This window comes from Saccharopolyspora tripterygii, assembly GCF_054778355.1.
In genome coordinates this window covers 268,429-285,652 of sequence record NZ_BAAGZP010000036.1, presented here as the reverse complement: position 1 = coordinate 285,652, position 17,224 = coordinate 268,429, and the positions used below count along the sequence as shown (strand labels likewise).

The following is a 17,224-nucleotide window of genomic DNA, read 5'->3' as shown; positions in this document are numbered from 1 at the left end:
CGCGGGCCGTCGACCCAGAGACGGATGAGAACTGCCCCATGTACCTGTCGATGGTGGTGCCGTGCTTCAACGAGGAGCACGGATTGGAACGGCTGCGCGATGCGCTGGTGGAGGCCCTGGCGGGCCACGTCCGGGAGTTCGAGGTGATCCTCGTCGACGACGGCAGCACCGACCGGACGCTGTCCGAGGCTCGGCGCCTGAGCGAGCAGGACCCGAGGTTCCGGTACGTGTCGCTGAGCCGGAACTTCGGCAAGGAACCCGCGATGCTGTGCGGACTGCGGCACGCCCGAGGCAGCCGGGTGGCGTTGCTCGACGCCGATCTGCAGCACCCGCCCGGACTGCTGCCCCGGATGCTGGTGCTGCTCGACACAGGCTACGACCAAGTCGTCGCCCGCCGTGGCCGCTCCGGTGACGGAGCCTGGCGGACGGCGTTGTCCCGCACCTACTACCGGCTGGCGCGGCGGATGCTCGACGTGCGGTTGCAGGACGGGGCCGGCGATTTCCGGGTGCTGTCGCGGAGGGCGGTCGACGCACTGCTGTCGTTGCCCGAGCACCACCGGTTCTCGAAGGGCCTGTTCGCCTGGATCGGCTTCGAGACCGGGCAGATCACCTACCGCAACGTGCCGCGCGAGACGGGGGAGTCGCGCTGGCGGCTGTCGGCCCTGGTCGATCACGGCTTCGACGGGTTGACCTCCTTCAACGACAAGCCGCTTCGACCGGCGATCTACCTCGGTCCGGTGATCGCCGGTCTCGCCGGTCCCCTCGCGTTCAGGCGACAGCCCGGGATTGCGGGGCTCCTGCTGCTGGGAGGTGTCCAGGTGTTCCTGCTCGGCGTGCTGGGCGAGTACCTGGGCCGCAGCTGCGCCGAGTCCCGTCGGCGACCGCACTACCTGGTCAAGGAGTCAGGGCCGGTCCGGGCGCAGCTGTCCGACGGTCACCGGTCGCGGACAGCGGAGCTGGTGTCGTGATGCGGCGGCTGATCAGTGCCACCCAGTTCGGCAGGTTCGCGCTGGTGGGCGGGGCGAACACGGCCGTGCACTGGGTGGTGTACCTGTCGCTGTGGCTGGTGCTGCCCTACTTGCTGGCGCACGTGCTGGCCACCGGTGCGGCGATGCTGTGCTCCTATGTGCTCAACTGCCGGTTCACCTTCCGGGTGTCGGCGCGGGGACGTTCCCTGCTGCTGTTCCTGCTGGCGAACCTGGTGCTGCTGGGCGTGAGCACCTCGGCGGTGGCGCTGGCCGTAGCCGTGCTCGGGGCGGATCCGAGGCTCGCGCCGCTGGTCGGGCTCGCGCTCGTGCCGGTGACGTTCATCGCCACCCGGGCGACGCTGGCCGGTCGGGTTCGCCCCGAGTGGCGCGGTGGCGCCGGGGTGGGTGCGATGGTGGCGGGGCTGGGTGCGTTGCCGCTGATGGTGAACCCTTCCTTCTACTTCACCGATGACAGCGCCGCGCAGTTCCTGCCGATGTGGCACCGGCTCGGTGAACGGCTGCTGGCGGGGCAGTGGTCGTTCGGGCTGGAACCCGACTCGTGGATGGGCGGGAACCTGGCGGCCGAGTCGCTGTTCGGCATCTGGAATCCCGTGCACCTGCTGGACTTCGTCCTCGTCGCGCTGATCGGGGACCTCGCGGTCGCGGCGGCGGTGGTCAAGATCCAGTTCCTGGTGCTGCTGGGCGTCGGCAGCTACCTGCTGTGCCGCAGCTACGGTGCGAAACCGGCTGCGGCGTCGGCGGTCTCGGTGGCCCTGCCGGTCTCGGGGTTCGTGCTGCACTTCCAGGCCGCGAGCTGGGCCGGTGGGCTGATGGGCTTCGCGTGGCTGCCCTGGGCCTGGTGGGCGCTGCGCCGCCACGTCGCGGGAGACGCGCCCGCCCTGATGCCGTTCGCGCTGTGCTACCTGTGCGTCTCGGCCGGTGATCCCTACGGGCTCCTGGCGCTGTGCCTGGTGTTCGCGGCGCTGGCCGCCGAACCCGGCCGACGCCGGCTGATCGGGATCGCTGCCTCGGTTGCCGCGTGCCTGCCGCTGGTGTTCTGGCCCGTGCTGGCGACCTCGGCGGTGGGCTGGCGGTCCGGGCGCGAGCTATTCAACTCCGGTCTGCTGGTACCGGGCATCGGCGATCTGCTCAACGCGAGCACTCCTGCTTTCCTACCGCAGATCCTCTCCTTCGGCGACTACCGGATGACAGTTCCCAGCACCTTCCTCGCCTGGTTCGCGGTCCCGCTCCTGCCGTGGTTGAGGTGGCGCGAGATGCCGTGGACTCGTTGCGCCGCAGTCGTTCTCGTCGCTGCCGTGTACGCCCTGCTGTGCCTGGGTCCGTCGAACGTGTGGATGTTCCGCTGGCCGCTGAGGCACATCGGCGTCTTGCACCTCGCGGTCGCGGTGCTGCTCGCGGTGGCGCTCTCCGCCGGTCTGCGACGGGATCGGGCGCGGATCAGAGCGGTGGCCTCGGCGGCGCTGCTGCTGGCGGGTGGCTACCTGGCGTTCGCGGCCTGGCCCGCGCAGGCGCCGAAGCACCTGGTCGGGTTGGCGCTGGTCGCCGGTCTGCTGGTGTGGGCGCTGCGCTCCGCGCTGTTCCGGGCCCTGCACCTGGGAACCGCGCTGGTGCTGGGCGTGCAACTGCTGTGGTTCCCGGTCAACCGCGATGTCGCGGACTACCACTTCCCAGCCGACGTCGCCGAGCTGCGCCGGCAGCACGCGCCGCTGCGCGACGGGACGGTGGTGCAGATCGCGGCCCGCGAGCTGATCCCGCAGGAGCGGATCGACGACCGCAGCGTCTGGTCAGACCTGCTGCTGGGCAACATGCACGCGGCTGCCGGGGTGGCGAGCCTGGTGTCCTACACGGGAATCGGGCACGACGCGCTGCACGAGTCGTTGTGCCTCAACTACTTCGGCGCGACCTGTCCGCGATCTTACGACCGGCTGTGGGGACCCGACCACCTCGCGGACCAGCTCAAGGCCACCCACGTCGTGGTGCAGCGCAGGCTGCGGGAGGTCGCCGAGCCACCGCCGGGCTGGCGCGTCTCCGAGCGCACCCGCGAGGTCGTGGTGCTCACCCGGGTCGCGCCGGTCCCGTGGCCGCACGGGCGGTTGAGCGCTGCCCGCGGTCCGCGGGTGGTGTCGGACGTCCAGGACAGCGCCCGCGCCGAGACCGTCCGCTTCAGCGGGAGCGGAGAACTCGTCTTCGCCCGGTTGTTCTGGCCCGGTTACCGGGCGACGGTGAACGGAGTTCCGGTGCCGGTCGCCGCGACCGGATCCGGGCTGCTCACCGCGCGGATCCCGCGCGGGATCGGGGGCGGCGAGCTGACGCTCTCGTGGACCCCACCGGGCGCCGAGGCCGGCGTGCTGCTGGTCGCGGCGGGGGCGCTGGGGGCCTTGCTGATGTCGCGGCGGCGGCCGTGCTGAGGGCGGTTGCCGCGCTGTTGGTGGTCGCGTTGTCGCTGGCGGCGCCCGGGGTCGCGGCGGGGGGTTCGCCGAGGCCGTCGCACCTGCAGGTGGTGGCGCACCCGGATGACGACATGCTGTTCATGAGCCCGGACGTGCCTTTGGCGATCCGCGCGGGTGCGCGGGTGACGACGGTGTTCCTCACCGCGGGCGAGAGCGACGTCCAGCCGCAGGCCGAGTACGCGGCCGGCCGCCAGGCCGGAGCGCGCGCCGCGTTCGCAGCGATGGCCGGTGTCGCCGACGAGTGGACGCGCTCGGTTCTGGAACTGCCCGGGCACCGACTGGTGGAGTGGCAGCGGCTCCGGCACCGGCCTTCTGTGTCCCTGGTCTTCTTCGGGTTGCCCGACGACAACAACCCGAGCTCGCGTCACGCGTTGAGCAGGTTGTGGCACGACCCCGGCCACCGGGAGCGGACCATCACCGCGGCCGGCTCCATAGTGCCGTCGGTCGGCCACGACCGGGATTCGGTGATCGAGTGCCTGGTCCGGTTGCGGGAGACGTTCGCGCCGACGCTGGTCCGCGCGCAGGACCCGCGACCGGACCCGCGCTACCAGCTGCACTGGGGCGGCGCGCACGACCACCCCGACCACGTCGCCGCGGCCCGGTTCGCCGAAACCGCGCTGCGCGGAACAGGTCTGCCGCTGCTGCACTACCGCGACTACAACATCGCCGACGCGCCACCGAACCTCCCGGAACGCGTCGTCGCCGACAAGCGCGCGGTCTTCGCCCGCTACGCCGAGCACGACCCGCAGGTGAGCCTCAGCGCGCCTTACGACGCCTGGATCGCCGCGATGCGCTTGCGCCGACCACCGGGTACCCGCTGGACGACGGTCGGCGGTCACGTGCACGTGCGCGGGAAGGAGCTGATCCTCACCCGATCCGGCGTCGAGTCCGTTGTGGACACACCGGGATTCGTGCCGCGCGACGGTTCCGCGTCGTTCGCCGGCCCCGGAACGATCGTCGCGCAGGAACGGGACTCCGGAGCGGTGTGGCTCAAGGAAGGGGCCCTGCCCTGGCGACCGCTGGGAGTGCCGCCGCCCCGAAAACCGGGCGTGGACCTCGGACCGCCCTCGGCCGTGCCGGTGCGGGACGGCGTGGTCGTCGCCCTCCGGGACTCGGGAGGCGGGGTGAGCGTTCGCGACGCAGGCGGGTGGTGCCGTCTCGGTGGGAGCGACGTCGGTGACGAGGTGTCGGCCGTGGTCGGATCCCGCGGAGCGGTCCACGTTCTGGCCGCGTCCGGCCACGCGATGGTCCACTGGCGGCTCACCGAGGCCGGGTGCGGCGAAGCGGTGGCCTCCGATGAGCGGCCGGTGGGTGCCATCGCCGCCACCAGCGGGTACGCCGCGTACCGGGACGTGCGGGGCAACCTCGTGGTGCTCGCCGAAGACGCCGGGTGGCAGCGGGTGCGGACCATCGACGCGCGAGCCATCTCCGATCCGGCGATCGCCCCCGGGCCCGTGCTCGCCGTCCGCAACGCCGACGGTCTCCTGGTGGTCTACGGGCCGGAGGGCGAGACCACCCTCGGGCCCGTCGAGGCCCAGCCTGCGCTGTCCCCGGACGGCAGCCAGGCCGCCGCCCTCACGGGCGACGGCCTGGTCCGCACGTTCGCAGTGCCCTAGGCGGACGCTCCCGCGGCCTCCGGCGCACCGGTGCGCGGCACGCGGTGCTCGCCGGGGTCGCTGTCGTCCTTCATGCGCAGCGACAGCAGGCCCACCGCCAGGTACATCAGGCAGAAGACGATCGTCGCGCCCCCGCCGCCGACCAGCGGGTACAGCACCGTGACCACGACCGGGCCGACGAAAGCCGCGCCACCGGCACCGAAGTTCAGCACGGCCAGAGCCGAGCCCTTGTCCTTGGTGGCCACCATCGAGGGCATCAGCGCCGACAGCGGCACGAAACCGGCCAGCACCAGCCCGTAGACCACGCCCAGCACGGCGGCCACGGCGAAGCTCTGCGTGGCGATCGAGCTGAAGTACCAGAGCGGGGTGGCGATCGCGCAGCCCACGCACCCGAACCAGGTCACCGTGCGACGCCAGCCGAAGCGGTCGCCGAACACGCCGAAGAACAGGTTCGCCAGGATGTTCGCGCCGTAGGCGATCGAGGCCAGCGACGCGACCTGGGCGGCGGTGAGGAACCCGCCGTCCGGGGCCGCCGGTCCGAAGGTGAACGGGAACATGGCGAAGAACCCGTACTGCGGCGCGGTGTTGACGATCCGGATGAGACCGCCGGCCAGCACCCTGCGGTCGCGCCACAGGATGTCGACGCCCTCCGCCAGCCGCTTCAGGCTGCGCGGGTTCTCGACCGTCTCGTCCGCGATCGGCTTCAACCCGTGCTCCTCGCGCACCGCGAACGAACCGAGCAGCACACCGCAGGTCACCACGACCAGCGACAGCACCAGGGTCTGGTAATCGCTCAGGCCGAACACGCCGATCGACAGCGCGGCCAGCGCGGCGCCGAGCGTCGGCAGGCCGCCGGTGAAGGCGAACCAGAACCAGCCGGCGACCGAACCGCGCATCTTCGTCGGGCTCGCGACCTGCGCCCACGCCAGGAACGAGAACGCGAACAGCGGGTAGGCCAGCCCGCGGATGCCGTAGGTGGCCACGATGAACACCGCGTTGTGCGAGGGCAGCGCGGCGAACAGGAACAGGCACTCGAACCCGACCCACCACGCGCCGCCCAGCCACATCACGCGGCGCGGGCCCCAGATCGCCGAGAGCGTCCCGGAGAACCAGGCCGCGATCATGGCCGCGACCCCGTAGAGCGTCACCGTGGCGAACGAGGCCGTCGCGCCCGGCAGCGAACCGCCCTCGGGGCGCTGCAGGTAATCGGACAGGAAGGTGGTCTCCACGCCGTCGCCGATCATGAAGATCAGCACGGCGACGAAGCCCCAGAAGAGCTGGCGCGGGATGCCTATGCGGTCGAGGAGACCAGGCGAGCCGGCTGCGGAAGTTTGGGACATCACTGTCTCCAACAGGGTCGGATGTTCGGCGCTCGATGCGCCAGCCAACGAATGCCGGACATCATGCACCCTGTTGAAGTTAACGCACAAGATGTTAATTCTTTTGTGACTGGTTCGGGGTCGGCTGTCCTCCCCAGAGGACGTCCGGGAACCCGCGGCGGTGCAGGTCGCCTGACGTGGGGAAGTTTTCATGAGAACTTCGGTCTTGTCCCCCAGCAGGTGGCTGAACACCGGCGGCGGTGCCGGTCGCTGGGGTGGGGCAGTGAGAAGGCGACTTCGTCGCTTGCCTGACGGTGGTCGCTCGGTCTTGTTCGCGGCCTCGGCTTCCCGCCTGCCTCAGCTGGTCTTGGACAGGTGGACTTCCGCTTCTTCTCGCATTTCCTCGACCAGGTCTTCCTTGAGGTCTCCCGCTAGCAGGACGTGGTCGAAGGCGCTGACCGGGGCGAGTTGGTGGAGGGCCGAGCGGGCCACCTTGCTGGCGTCCATCATCAGGACCTTCGTCGTGGCGCTGCCCATCATCGCGCGCTTGACCAGCACGATCTCCTGCTCCTGGTGGTAGGTCAGACGGGAGTTCATGGCCGAGGTGGACAGGAACACGATGTCCACGGAGAACGTCGAGATCATCTCCTGGCACGGCAGGCCCAGGTAGGAGTCGTGGGTGCGGGAGTACTCGCCGCCCAGGCCGATCAGCCGGATGTCCGGCACGTCGCGCAGCGCCTCCTGCACCTGCCGGTAGTTGCTGACCACCGTCAGCGGCCCGACGTCCGGGAGAAGCCTGGCGAGCGCGAGCGCGGTCGTGGAGTCGTCGAGCATCACCGACATGCCGGGGTTGATGAACCGCAGAGCGTCGGCGGCCAGCGCCTCCTTCTCGGCCATGTGGGTGTGCAGCCGGAAGTCCGAACTGGACTCGAACACCGTGGACGGCTGGGCTGAAACGCCGCCGTGGTACTTGCGGAGCAGGCCTCGGGTGGCCAGGTCGTCGAGGTCCCGGTGCACGGTCATCAGGCTGACCCCGGTCAACGAGGACAGCTCCGCGGCGCTGGCGAACCCCTGCGCGAGCACGTGATCGACGATCTGCTGCTGCCGCTGGAGGCGAGGGGACTGCTTCTTCGGTGCTGACGCCATGCGCTCATCTTGCCTCGCCGGGTCCGCGGCGCGGCGCAGACCTGCCGATCTATCACTCAAGTAGTGACAGTTAACGGTCGCAGTGTTAATTTGGTTCCATCAGTGATTGGCGGGAGGTACGTATGACCCAGCCGGATCGACCGAACGGGGCGCACCGAGCGGTCGTGTTCGACATGGACGGCGTCCTGGTCGAGAGCGAGCACCTGTGGGAGCGGATGTGGACCCGCTTCGCCTCGGCTCGCGGCCGCACCTGGACCGGGCAGGAGACCCGGCAGGTCCAGGGCATGAGCGCGCCGGAGTGGGCCGCGTTCCTCGCGCAGTTCAGCGAGGCCGCCGAATCCGCCGCCGAGACCGAGCGCGTCGTGGTCGACGACATGATCACCGCGCTCGACGACGGCGAGATCGAGCTGCTGATCGGCGCGGAGAAGATGGTCACCGACGTCGCCGCCCGAGCGCCCATCGCGCTGGCCTCCTCGGCGCCGCGACGGCTCATCGACGCGGTGCTCGACCGGCACGGCCTGACCCCGCACTTCAGCGCGACCGTCTCCAGCGCCGAAGTGCCGCGCGGAAAGCCGAGCCCCGACGTCTACCTGGCGGCGGCTGAGAAGCTGGGGCACGATCCCGCGCACTGCCTGGCGGTCGAGGACTCCAGCAACGGGTTGCGCGCGGCCGCCCGGGCGGGCATGACGGTGATCGCGATCCCCAACGGCGACTACCCGCCGGCGGAGGACGCGCTCGCCGGGGCCACCCACATCGCCACCGACCTCGACGACGTGCGGCTGAAGCTGGTCGGATCGCTGCCGCAGGCACGCTGAACCCGCACCACCTCGCGACAAAGGAGTCCAGGAGATGACAAGCGTTCTGGCTGCCGGAGACCACTTCGTGCATCCCGAGGTGTTCGTCGACGCCCTGCGCCGCGCCACCCAGCGCGAGCTGCGCTTCGACACGCTGAAGCTGCCGTGGCCGGTCGAGCCGTTCGGGCCGGTCGGCACCGTGCAGGAGGCCAGCGGGACCGAGCAGCAGCTGCTCGACGCGCTCGGCGACAACGAGATCGTGGCCACCCAGATGGCGCCGTTCACCGGCGACGTCCTGAGTGCCGCGGACAAGCTCAAGTTCGTCGGCGTCTGCCGGGGCGGCCCGGTCAACGTCGACCTGCAGGCGGCTACCGACAACGGGGTCATCGTCAGCTACGCCCCCGGCCGCAACGCGGCTGCGGCAGCGGAGTTCGCGGTGGGCCTCATGCTGGCCGCGCTGCGCCGGATCCCGGGTTCGGACGCGGAGCTCAAGGACGGCAACTGGCGGGGTGACTACTACGCCTACGAGAACGCCGGGATCGAGCTCGAGGGCTCGACCGCGGGGCTCGTCGGCTACGGCGCGATCGGCCGCATCGTCGCCAGGGTGCTGCGCGCCTTCGGGGCGAACGTGCTGGTCGCCGATCCGTTCGTGGACGCCGCTCAGATCGCGGGCGAGGGTGTGGAGCTCGTTGAGCTCGAAGAGCTGCTGCGGCGCAGTTCCGTGGTGAGCCTGCACGCGCGGCTGACCCCGGAGACCCGCAACCTGCTCAACGCCGACAACCTCAAGCTGCTGCCCGAGGGCGCGGTGCTGGTCAACTCGGCGCGCGGTGGTCTGCTGGACTACGCGCCGCTGCCCGGGCTGCTGCGCTCCGGCAAGCTGGGCGCGCTGGCGGTCGACGTCTACGACATCGAGCCGCCGCCGCGCGACTGGCCGCTGTTCGACGCGCCGAACGTGATCACCACCCCGCACCTGGCGGGTGCCACGCGCCAGACCGCGCACCGCGCCGCCGAGATCGTCGCCGGTGAGGCCGCCAGGTTCCTCGACGGGCGGCGGCCGCGCTTCGTGGCGAACCCGGACGTGCTGGCCCGGTTCGGAGACCTGCGCCCATGATCATCGGAGTCGACGTCGGCACTTCGGTGACCAAGGCATCGCTGCTCGGCCGCGACGGGTCGGCGAGGCTGACCCGCAGCGTGCGCTCCACCCTGCGCCGACCCGCCCCCGGTCTGGTGGAGCAGGACCTCGACGAGGTCGTCGATTCGGTCGTCCAGGTCGTCCGCCAGGTTGCGGCCTCGGCCACCGAACCCGTGCAGGCGCTGGCCATCACCGGCCAAGGGGATGGCCTGTGGCTGCGCGACGAGCAGGGGCGCGGCGTCGGCGCCGCGATCTCCTGGCTGGACGCTCGTGCCGCCGGGGTGCTGCGCGACTGGGAGACCAGCGGTGCGCAGCGGGAGGTGCACGCGCTGACCGGTTCCGGGATGTTCCCCGGCTCGGCCGGTCCGCTGCTGGCCCACCTCGCCGAGCACGAGCCGGAACGCCTCGAACGCGCGGCCGTCGCCGGGTACTGCGTGGACGCGATCGTGCAGCGCTTCACCGGTGCGATCACCGTGGACGCCTCCGACGCCTCGCTGCCGTTCCTGGACGTTCCGACGCGCGAGTACTCGACGGCGGCGCTCGAAGCCTGCGGCATCGGTGAGCACCGGCGTCTGCTCGCCGACACCACGCCGGTGGGAGGCCTGTTCGAGCTCTCCGGCAAAGCCGCCGCCGAACTCGGCCTCCGCGCGGGACTCCCGGTCTCCGCGGGCCCGTTCGACCTGCCCGCCTGCGCTTTCGGTTCCGGGGTCGGTGAGATCGGCGACGGCAGCCTGGTGATCGGCACGACGCTCGGGTGCCAGGTGCTCCGCGACGAGGTCGTGATCGACCCGAAGGGCGAGCCCGCCGGGATGTGGCTGGCCACGCCGATGCCGCAGCGCTACCTGCGGGTCATGCCCGCGATGGTCGGCACCGCGAACCTGGACTGGGTGCTGGCGATGACAGGTTCCAGCGTCGAGGAGCTGGAATCCCTCCTGGAGCGCAGCGCCCCCGGCGCTGGCGGTGTCTCCGCGCTGTCGTTCCTGTCCTCGTCCGGTGAGCGCGCGCCGTTCGTCGACTCGCGTGCGCGCGGGCAGTTCACCGGGCTGTCGCTGGAGACCACGCCCGCGGACCTGGTGCGCGGGATGTGCGAGGCGGTCGCCTACGCCGCCCGGCACAACCTGGAGAGCGCCGGGCTCAGCGGTGAGGTCGCCGCCTGCGGTGGGGGTGCCCGCTCGCAGGCGTGGAGCCAGATCTTCGCCGACGTCCTCGGCCGCCCGCTGCACGTTCCGCACGAGGAGGGCGTCGGTGCGCGGGGCGCGGCGATGACCGCGTGGGACTCGCTGGGCGACCCGGTCGACCGCGAGAAGTGGGCCGCTGACCGGCGTGTCGTGCGGCCCGATCCGGAGGCCGTGGAGTTCTACGACCGCGGCTACCGCGACTACCTGACCGCCATCGAACGCGCCCGGCCGCACTGGGCGCCCGTCGAGGAGGCCTGACGTGACGCGTCTGTACGACGACCCGGCCACATTCACCGAGGACATGGTCACCGGTTTCGTTGCCGCGCACCCGCAGCACGTGCGTCGCGTGCCCGGCGGCGTGGTGCGCTCCCGACCGGCCCGCGCGGGCAAGGTCGCGGTGGTCACCGGCGGCGGATCCGGGCACTACCCGGCCTTCTGCGGCGTCGTCGGGCCCGGCTTCGCCGACGGCGCCGTGATCGGCAACATCTTCACCTCCCCGTCGGCCGCCGACGCCCACTCGGTGGCGCGCGCGGCGGATCGCGGAGCGGGAGTGGTGTTCTCCTTCGGCAACTACGCCGGGGACAACATGAACTTCGGCCTGGCCGTGGAACGCCTTGCGCGAGAAGGAGTGCGCGCGCACAACGTGGTCGTCACCGACGACGTCGCCAGCGCTCCCGCCGAGGAGCAGGCCAAGCGGCGCGGTGTGGTGGGCGACTTCGTGGTGTTCAAGGTCGCCTCGGCGGCGGCCGAGGAGGGCTACGACTTCGACGAGGTGGTGCGGGTCGCCGAGCACGCCAACGCGCGCACCCGCAGTCTCGGGGTCGCCTTCGACGGCTGCACGTTGCCCGGCCAGGACCACGCGCTGTTCGAGGTGCCGGAGGGCCGGATGGGACTCGGCCTGGGCATCCACGGCGAGCCCGGCGTGTCCGAGACTCCCATGCCCTCGGCGTCCGAACTGGCGAAGACCCTGGTGGACGGCGTGCTGGCCGAGGCCCCGGCCGAGGGCGGGCGCGTGACGGCGATCCTCAACGGACTCGGTGCCACCAAGTACGAGGAGCTGTTCGTGGTGTGGGGCACCGCGGCCCGGCTGCTGGCCGAGGCCGGGGTCGAGGTCGTCGCGCCGGAGGTCGGGGAGCTGGTGACCAGCCTGGACATGGCCGGGTGCTCGCTGACGCTGACGTGGCTGGACGACGAGCTGGAGCGGCTCTGGCTCGCCCCCGCCGACACCCCCGCCTACCGCAGGGGCGTCGTCGAATCGTCCACATCGGACGTCGAGGTCGAGGACGTGGCCCCGGTCGAGCAGGAGGTCGTGGTCGCGCCGGAGGTAGGTCGAGCCACCTCCGGCGTGGTGGCCGGTGCGTTGCGCGCGGTCGCAGACCTGTTGCGGGACAACGAGGACGAGTTCGGCCGGCTCGACGCCATCGCGGGCGACGGCGACCACGGTCGCGGCATGACGCGCGGCAGCGCAGCCGGTGCCGAGGCCGCCGAGACGGCCGCGGGCCAGGGCGTCGGTCCCTCCGCGGTGCTGCTCGAAGCGGGCGACGCGTGGGCGGCGAAAGCCGGTGGGACCTCCGGGGTGCTGTGGGGAGCGGCGCTGCGCTCCTTCGGCGATCTGCTGCCCGGCGACCGGGAAGCACGCGCCGCCGACCTCGTCGCCGGTGCTGAGGCCGCGCTCGCCTCCGTGCAGCGGCTCGGGCGCGCGGAACTCGGTGACAAGACCCTGGTCGACGCCCTGGTTCCGTTCGTCGACGAGCTGCGGGCCGCCGTCGAAGAGGGCATCGGGGGCGGCGCGGCCTGGCGCCGCGCGGCTGCGGCGTCGACCGAAGCGGCTGCCGCCACGGCGCAACTGCGGCCCCGCACGGGCCGGGCAAGGCCGCTGGCCGAGCGCAGCGTGGGAACACCGGACCCGGGCGCGACCTCGCTCGCACTCGTGCTCACCCGGGTCGGAGAACTGATCGAACGAGGGGGAGAGGACCAGTGAGCCAGGAGCAGCTGCGCATCGTCGTCGGATCCGACGACGCGGGTCTCGAGTACAAGAACGCGTTCAAACAGGACCTGGAGCAGGACCCGCGGGTCGCCTCCGTCGTGGATGTCGGGGTCGGCAGCGACGAGCACACCGCCTACCCGCACGTGGCGGTCCAGGCCGCGCGGTTGGTCGCCGAGGGGTCGGCCGACCGGGCGCTGCTGGTGTGCGGGACCGGGCTCGGCGTGGCCATCAGCGCCAACAAGGTGCCCGGCATCCGGGCGGTCACGGCGCACGACAGCTACTCGGTCGAGCGGTCGGTGCTGAGCAACAACGCGCAGGTGCTGTGCTTCGGTCAGCGCGTGATCGGGCTCGAACTGGCCCGCAAGCTCGCGGGGGAGTGGCTCGACTACCGTTTCGACGAGAACTCCTCCTCGGCGGGCAAGGTCGCGGCGATCGACGGCTACGAGGGCCCAGGGGTGGCTTGTTGAGCGGGAAGGGATGAGCGCAGTGCGTCTGGCTGAGGAGCGCGGCGAGGTCATCGACATCGCCCGGCGGATGACGTCCGACCGGTTGGTGGTCGGCACCTCGGGGAACGTGTCGGTGCGCAGCGGCGACCTGGTCGCTGTCACGCCCTCGGGCGTGGAGTACGACGAGCTGCGGCCGGTCGACGTCCCGCTGGTGGACCTGCGCGGTGCCCTCGTCGAGGGCGAGCTCAAGCCGACCTCCGAGCTGCCGATGCACCTGGCCGCCTACACCGCGCACGACGCGGGAGCGGTCGTGCACACGCACTCGCTGCACGCGACCGCGTTGTCGCTACTGCGCGACGAGGTCCCGGCCGTGCACTACCAGCTGGCCGACTACGGCGGTCCGGTGCGGGTCGCCGACTACGCGACCTTCGGGACCGATGCCCTCGCGGACTCGGTGTCCGAAGCGCTGCGCGACCGCACCGGGTGCATCCTCCGCAACCACGGCACGGTCACCATCGGCACGACCCTCACCAAGGCCTACAACCGGGCCAGGCAACTGGAATGGCTCTGCGAGCTCTGGCTCACCGCGGCCCGGCTCGGCGATCCGGCGCTGCTCCCGGACGACGAGATCGCCCGCTGCGCAACTCTCTTCGGCGGATACGGCCAGAGCGTGCGCTGAGAAGGTGCGTTCGCGGGGCGGATCACCCCCACGGGTGTGATGTCGGGCCGTTAACACCGGTGTGACGCGGATTCGTCCGGAGGAAACCTGCGGCCTGAAGCATGGGGACATGACTCCCAGCGAGCACCGTCGGGCCCACCCGGACCGGAACCGCGCGCTCATCGAACTCGCCGTGCTGGTGCTGGTCATCGGCGCTGCGAACGTTCTCCTGGCCCGCGTGGCAGGCCCCTCCGCAGCGACGTCCGCGCTGATGGTCACCGGCATCGCCCTGCTGGTGGTGGCCCTCGTGCGCTGGTGGACGCACCACGACGCGGCGATCGCGAAGGCACCGGCACCGGAGGCCGCTGGTGTCCCGCGGAACCTGTGGCGGCTGCGGGCGCGCGTCACCGACGCCCCGGGACGCCTCGCTGACCTGGCAGGAGCGCTGGCGGCGCTCGGCGGTGACATCCGGACGATGCAGGTGCACCCGGTGGCCGGCGGTGCGGTCGACGAGGTGCTGCTGCACGTTCCGACCCGCGTCCGGCATGCCGACCTGGTCGCCGCCGTCGAGACCGCGGGCGGCTACGACGTGACCGCCTCGCGCGCCGACGTGCGCGAACTCGACGACGTGCCCACCCGCACCGCAGTGCTCGCCAACGACCTCGTCAACGGCAGGACCGACCTGGTGCGGGGGCTGCGCTCGTTGCTGGGCCACGTCGACGCGCGGTGGCAGGAGGAACCGGACGCGCAGCTGGCGACCGGGACCTTCACCGAGACGGCGATGTGCCTGGCCGAACCCGGCGGTGGAGTGCTCGTGCTGACCCGTTCCGGAGGCGCGTTCACCCCCGCCGAGTTCGCGCGTGCTCGCGCGCTGGTCGACCTGGCCACCAGTTGCCGCGCTCGCGTGCGCTCGGCGGAGCGGGCCGTGACCACCTCCCACGGGATCGAGCTGACGCTGCGCTCGGCGGACCGCACCGACGTCGACCTGGTCGTCGAGTTCCACGAGCGCTGTTCGAGCGCCGCGCGCTTCCGCCGCTACTTCAGCCCCGGGCCCGCGTCGGGTGAGCGGGGTTTGCGGCGGTTGCTGACCCCGGCGCTGGGTCGTTCGCTGCTGGCGCTCGGGCCGGACGGCCAGGTGGTGGGCATGGGAAACCTGATGTACGACGGCGATTCCGGTGAGCTCGCGCTGCTGGTGCGGGACGACTGGCAGCGCCGGGGTGTCGGTGCGGCGCTCGCCGAGGGCATCGCCGAGCAGGCGGCGGACATGGGGATCGCGACCCTCACGGCGCAGACCCACGTCGACAACACCGCGATCGCCCGCACTCTGCGACGTGCCGGGATGAAGCTCGTCGGGGCACCCGAACCCGGGGAGTGGAGCTGGACGCGGGACCTCGCTGCGCTCGCCCGAACCGAGTGACGTGGAACAGCCCCTGGGAACCGCGCTTCCAGGGGCTGTGCCACGTCGTGGGATCAGGCCACGCGCGCTGCGGGCGGCAGGCTCGTCGGGGTGCCGATGGGCCACTGCGCCGGCTCCGGGCCCAGCTCGGTGAGCTCGCGGACCTGCAACGCGCACCAGGGCGACACGGTCGCCTCGCCGGAGAGCACTCCGGTGCTGAACTCCTTCCACCGCACCCAGCGCGTCCCGGCCACCTCGTCCTGGTTGGGTTGCGGGGTCGCGTCGGTGAAAGCCACGAAGACCGGGCACATCTCGTTCTCCGCGACACCGTTGTCCATCGTGGCGCGGTACCGGAACGCCGGGAGCGCGAGCTCCATCCCGCGCACGGTCAGGCCGAGCTCTTCGCGAAGACGCCTGGTGATGGCGGCCTTCATGTCCTCCTCGGGTGCGGGGTGGCCGCAGCACGTGTTGGTCCACACGCCCGGGAAGGTCCGCTTGTGGTGGGCTCGTTGGGTGAGCAGGAATTCGCCGTGGTCGTTGAACACGTAGCAGGAGAACGCCAGGTGCAGCGGCGTCTCCTGGTGGTGCACGGTCGCCTTGTCTTCGGCGCCTATCGCCTGACCCGTCTCGTCGAGCAGGACCACCTGTTCCACGTGCGGTACCTCCCTGAGGTAAGAACTTGATCTTCGTCGCGCAGCCGGAATCCTAATCCGGTCCTGGCCGTGCCTGCCGTGCGGTCGTGATCACCAGGACACCGGCTGCGGAGCCGTGACCAGGTGTCTCCAGCTTGCCTCAGGGCCGCTGCGAGAACAACGCGAGCCGATCGTGCGGGGCCACCCCCGGCCGGATCTCCGAGCTCGGCAGCGCCGAATCGGTGTGAGATCTCTTCGTGAATACGGGAAAAACGCGTTGTTGAGGCGAGTTTTGGTCAAAGCGGTCTTCGCCCTGATCCCCGCGGATACGTTCCCCTCGCGAATCGAGATCGACGCCGACATCTACGAAGGGGATCGCGGGATGCCGAACCGACCGATGCTCGCCACCGCCGCCGGACTGGCCGCGGCCGCAGCGCTGGTGCTGCCCACCGCGGCGGTCGCCGACAACGGCGCGCGCGCCGACGTCATGGCCGTGCAGGACCACCTGCAGGAGTTGCAGAACATCGCCGGGGCCAATGGCGGGAACCGCGCTGCGGGCACCCCCGGGTACCAGGCGTCCCTGGACTACATCAAGGGCAAGCTCGACGAGGCCGGGTTCGCCACCACGGTCCAGGAGTTCCCGTCCATGGGGGGCACGACGTACAACCTGATCGCCGACACTCCTGGTGGTGACGCGAACAACGTCGTGATGTTCGGCGCCCACCTGGACAGCGTGGGCGACGGGCCGGGGATCAACGACAACGGCACCGGCTCCGCCGCGATCCTGCAGGCCGCCCTGGACTACGCGGGCGGCGGCGAAACCCCCACCAACAAGCTCCGCTTCGCCTTCTGGGGCGCGGAGGAAGAAGGCCTGGTCGGTTCTACCCACTACGTGGAGACCCTGCCGGAGGCCGATCGCGGAAAGATCGCCGCCTACCTGAACTTCGACATGGTCGGTTCGCCCAACGCCGGGTACTTCACCTACGACGGCGACGACTCGGACGGCGTCGGCGCAGGTCCGGGACCTGAGGGTTCGGCGCAGATCGAGAAGCTGCTCAACGACTCCTTGGGCGCGGCGGGCGCGCCGGCCGAGGGCACCGACTTCGACGGTCGGTCCGATTACGGCCCGTTCATCGAGGTCGGCATCCCGGCTGGTGGGACGTTCACCGGTGCCGAGGAGTCCAAGACCCCCGAGCAGGCCGAGAAGTGGGGCGGTCAGGCCGGTGAGGCGTTCGACGCCTGCTACCACCAGTCCTGCGACACGATCGAGAACGTCGACGCGCAAGCCCTCGAGCGCAACTTCGCGGCCATCGCCAACGCCGTGAAGACCTACGCGGCGCAATTCCCGCAGCCGTAGACCTCAAGCCATCGGGAGAGGGAAAGAGCCGTCCCCGGCAGCACCGCAGCGCAGGCGGAGCTGCCGGGGCGGCTGCTTCGGGCGCCTCAGTCCCCTGTCTGACGGGCCTACGCCGATGGATTGA

14 protein-coding genes are annotated in these 17,224 nt (G+C 71.3%); 11 read left to right on the top strand and 3 right to left on the bottom strand.

Features of this window, described 5'->3' with window-relative positions; translation table 11 throughout:
• Window positions 1–38: 38 nt before the first annotated feature.
• The 3 genes from ACYVF3_RS26375 to ACYVF3_RS26365 are packed head-to-tail and all read left to right on the top strand — an operon-like array spanning window position 39 to window position 5,055.
• Complete coding sequence (locus ACYVF3_RS26375) at window positions 39–968, top strand: glycosyltransferase family 2 protein (protein WP_461156940.1); 930 nt, start codon at window positions 39–41, stop codon at window positions 966–968.
• Window positions 968–3,397: a GtrA family protein gene (locus tag ACYVF3_RS26370; protein ID WP_461156939.1), complete on the top strand. Its 2,430-nt coding sequence runs from the start codon at window positions 968–970 to the stop codon at window positions 3,395–3,397. The genes ACYVF3_RS26375 and ACYVF3_RS26370 overlap by 1 nt, the downstream gene beginning before the upstream one ends.
• Complete coding sequence (locus tag ACYVF3_RS26365; RefSeq protein ID WP_461156938.1) at window positions 3,391–5,055, top strand: PIG-L family deacetylase; 1,665 nt, start codon at window positions 3,391–3,393, stop codon at window positions 5,053–5,055. Before ACYVF3_RS26370 ends, ACYVF3_RS26365 begins: the two co-directional genes overlap by 7 nt.
• On the opposite strand, the gene ACYVF3_RS26360 is transcribed toward ACYVF3_RS26365, so the two are convergent.
• Both ACYVF3_RS26360 and ACYVF3_RS26355 read right to left on the bottom strand, forming a co-directional pair.
• The gene (locus ACYVF3_RS26360; RefSeq protein WP_461156937.1) at window positions 5,052–6,395 is read right to left on the bottom strand and encodes an MFS transporter; all 1,344 of its coding nucleotides are present in this window, start codon (window positions 6,393–6,395) and stop codon (window positions 5,052–5,054) included. The two genes, ACYVF3_RS26365 and ACYVF3_RS26360, sit on opposite strands and share 4 nt — an antisense overlap.
• A gap of 336 nt (window positions 6,396–6,731) precedes the next feature.
• The gene (locus tag ACYVF3_RS26355) at window positions 6,732–7,520 is read right to left on the bottom strand and encodes a DeoR/GlpR family DNA-binding transcription regulator (RefSeq protein ID WP_461156936.1); all 789 of its coding nucleotides are present in this window, start codon (window positions 7,518–7,520) and stop codon (window positions 6,732–6,734) included.
• A 122-nt stretch (window positions 7,521–7,642) separates the two neighbouring features.
• On the opposite strand from ACYVF3_RS26355, the gene ACYVF3_RS26350 reads away from it, so the two are divergent.
• The 7 genes from ACYVF3_RS26350 (at window position 7,643) to ACYVF3_RS26320 (ending at window position 15,132) form a co-directional block, all read left to right on the top strand.
• On the top strand, window positions 7,643–8,335 hold the full coding sequence (locus ACYVF3_RS26350; RefSeq protein ID WP_461156935.1) for an HAD family hydrolase: 693 nt from the start codon (window positions 7,643–7,645) through the stop codon (window positions 8,333–8,335).
• A 34-nt stretch (window positions 8,336–8,369) separates the two neighbouring features.
• Window positions 8,370–9,425: a 2-hydroxyacid dehydrogenase gene (locus ACYVF3_RS26345; protein WP_461156934.1), complete on the top strand. Its 1,056-nt coding sequence runs from the start codon at window positions 8,370–8,372 to the stop codon at window positions 9,423–9,425.
• Window positions 9,422–10,882 (top strand): FGGY family carbohydrate kinase, encoded by a 1,461-nt coding sequence (locus ACYVF3_RS26340; protein ID WP_461156933.1) that lies wholly within the window; start codon window positions 9,422–9,424, stop codon window positions 10,880–10,882. Before ACYVF3_RS26345 ends, ACYVF3_RS26340 begins: the two co-directional genes overlap by 4 nt.
• Before the next feature lies 1 nt (window position 10,883).
• Window positions 10,884–12,605, top strand: a complete 1,722-nt coding sequence (locus ACYVF3_RS26335) for a dihydroxyacetone kinase family protein (protein ID WP_461156932.1) — start codon at window positions 10,884–10,886, stop codon at window positions 12,603–12,605.
• Window positions 12,602–13,078 (top strand): ribose-5-phosphate isomerase, encoded by a 477-nt coding sequence (locus ACYVF3_RS26330; RefSeq protein WP_461156931.1) that lies wholly within the window; start codon window positions 12,602–12,604, stop codon window positions 13,076–13,078. The genes ACYVF3_RS26335 and ACYVF3_RS26330 overlap by 4 nt, the downstream gene beginning before the upstream one ends.
• A 10-nt stretch (window positions 13,079–13,088) precedes the next feature.
• Window positions 13,089–13,736, top strand: a complete 648-nt coding sequence (locus ACYVF3_RS26325) for a class II aldolase/adducin family protein (RefSeq protein ID WP_461156930.1) — start codon at window positions 13,089–13,091, stop codon at window positions 13,734–13,736.
• A 109-nt stretch (window positions 13,737–13,845) separates the two neighbouring features.
• On the top strand, window positions 13,846–15,132 hold the full coding sequence (locus tag ACYVF3_RS26320; RefSeq protein WP_461156929.1) for a GNAT family N-acetyltransferase: 1,287 nt from the start codon (window positions 13,846–13,848) through the stop codon (window positions 15,130–15,132).
• A 53-nt stretch (window positions 15,133–15,185) separates the two neighbouring features.
• Here the strand turns inward: ACYVF3_RS26320 and idi are convergent, their stop codons facing one another.
• Window positions 15,186–15,764 (bottom strand): isopentenyl-diphosphate Delta-isomerase, encoded by a 579-nt coding sequence (gene idi / locus ACYVF3_RS26315; RefSeq protein WP_461156928.1) that lies wholly within the window; start codon window positions 15,762–15,764, stop codon window positions 15,186–15,188.
• 271 nt (window positions 15,765–16,035) lie between these two features.
• On the opposite strand from idi, the gene ACYVF3_RS26310 reads away from it, so the two are divergent.
• On the top strand, window positions 16,036–17,100 hold the full coding sequence (locus ACYVF3_RS26310) for a M28 family metallopeptidase (protein ID WP_461156927.1): 1,065 nt from the start codon (window positions 16,036–16,038) through the stop codon (window positions 17,098–17,100).
• Window positions 17,101–17,224: the final 124 nt, after the last annotated feature.

Bases quoted from the DNA above. Each gene is read 5' to 3' on its own strand.
- ACYVF3_RS26375 (WP_461156940.1), top strand. From the start codon at position 39: ATGTACCTGTCGATGGTGGTGCCGTGCTTCAACGAGGAGCACGGATTG.
- ACYVF3_RS26370 (WP_461156939.1), top strand. From the start codon at position 968: ATGCGGCGGCTGATCAGTGCCACCCAGTTCGGCAGGTTCGCGCTGGTG.
- ACYVF3_RS26360 (WP_461156937.1), bottom strand. From the start codon at position 6,395: ATGTCCCAAACTTCCGCAGCCGGCTCGCCTGGTCTCCTCGACCGCATA.
- ACYVF3_RS26355 (WP_461156936.1), bottom strand. From the start codon at position 7,520: ATGGCGTCAGCACCGAAGAAGCAGTCCCCTCGCCTCCAGCGGCAGCAG.
- ACYVF3_RS26350 (WP_461156935.1), top strand. From the start codon at position 7,643: ATGACCCAGCCGGATCGACCGAACGGGGCGCACCGAGCGGTCGTGTTC.
- ACYVF3_RS26345 (WP_461156934.1), top strand. From the start codon at position 8,370: ATGACAAGCGTTCTGGCTGCCGGAGACCACTTCGTGCATCCCGAGGTG.
- ACYVF3_RS26340 (WP_461156933.1), top strand. From the start codon at position 9,422: ATGATCATCGGAGTCGACGTCGGCACTTCGGTGACCAAGGCATCGCTG.
- ACYVF3_RS26325 (WP_461156930.1), top strand. From the start codon at position 13,089: ATGAGCGCAGTGCGTCTGGCTGAGGAGCGCGGCGAGGTCATCGACATC.
- ACYVF3_RS26320 (WP_461156929.1), top strand. From the start codon at position 13,846: ATGACTCCCAGCGAGCACCGTCGGGCCCACCCGGACCGGAACCGCGCG.